Source organism: Methylobacterium sp. B1, assembly GCF_000333255.1.
Taxonomy (GTDB): Bacteria; Pseudomonadota; Alphaproteobacteria; order Rhizobiales; family Beijerinckiaceae; genus Methylobacterium; species Methylobacterium fujisawaense.
The window spans coordinates 1-1,093 of record NZ_BACT01001036.1 but is presented as its reverse complement, the minus strand read 5'-3'; the positions used below and the strand labels follow the sequence as shown (position 1 = coordinate 1,093).

2 protein-coding genes are annotated in these 1,093 nt (G+C 71.9%); one reads left to right on the top strand and one right to left on the bottom strand.

Features of this window, described 5'->3' with window-relative positions; translation table 11 throughout:
* Positions 1-467 (top strand): DUF3307 domain-containing protein (locus I53_RS28965; protein WP_251982491.1); only part of this gene is annotated, 467 nt, incomplete at its 5' end.
* A 34-nt stretch (positions 468-501) separates the two neighbouring features.
* Here the strand turns inward: I53_RS28965 and I53_RS28960 are convergent.
* Positions 502-1,093 (bottom strand): cyclic nucleotide-binding domain-containing protein (locus tag I53_RS28960; protein WP_043357579.1); only part of this gene is annotated, 592 nt, incomplete at its 5' end.

Here is a 1,093-nt window from a genome sequence, read left to right as displayed (position 1 = left end):
GTCGATTCGGAGCGCGGGATGCGCATCCGAACCCTTCCCCGCAGGATCGCGTCAGGAGAGCCGGGGCCGCGATGCCGTCCGTCGATACGCTCGTCCCGGTGGGTGCCTTCGCGCTGCTGGTCCTCGCGTTCGCCGTGAAGCACCTCGCGGCGGATTTCCTGTTCCAGACCAACTGGATGGCTGAAGGCAAGCAACGGCCGTCCGCGTGGCTCGTCCCGCTCTGCGCCCATACCGGCCTGCACGGCCTCGGCACGCTGCTGATCGCCCTCGCGGTGAAGCCGGCCCTGTGGTGGCTGGCGCTGGCGGACTTCGCGATCCACACGGCGATCGACCGCGGCAAGGCGCTGGTCGCCCAGCGGACGCGCCTGCCCGCCACGGATGCCCGGTTCTGGTGGCTGGTCGGCATCGACCAGTTCCTGCATCAGGTCACCCATCTCGGGTTCGCCGTGATGCTGGCGGCGGCCTGATCCGCGGTGCGGAGGGCGGGCGCCGCCGGGCGCGTCACAGCATCTCCGCCTCGAGCAGCCGGTTCGTGTCGGAGACCTTGCCGGCGAGTTCCAGCATCAGGAAGCGCTGGAAGGTGAGCGCCAGATCGGGGCGCTCCCGCTCCATGCGGGCGAGTCCGGCGCGGTCGATGCCGACCACCCGGCAGGGGCTCTCGGCGATGGCGGTGGCGGTGCGCCGGCCGCCCTGGACCAGCGCGATCTCGCCGATCACCGTGCCCGCGGTGGTGGTGCGCAGGCGCAGGTTTCCGCGGCCGGGAACCTCCATCTCGATGGAGACGACGCCCTGCTCCAGGAAGTAGAGGGCGTCGGCCGCCTCCCCCTGGCGCATCAGCGTCGCCCCGGCCGTCAGGTCGCGGACCGTCAGATACGGTGCGAAGTCGTCCGGCCCGAACGTGCTGCCCAGCCGATCGGCCATGTGCCGGGCGAAGACGGCGACCTCCCCCGGGCCGGCTCCCCCGGCCTCCGCCAGGAGGGTGGCCTCGGCTTCGCGCAGGGCCTCGTCCAGGGTGTCGCGGATCCGGATATGCGGGTCCCCGGTGAGGCCTTTCGGGCGATCTGCAGGCTTGCGGCCGGATCGAGATGGACCA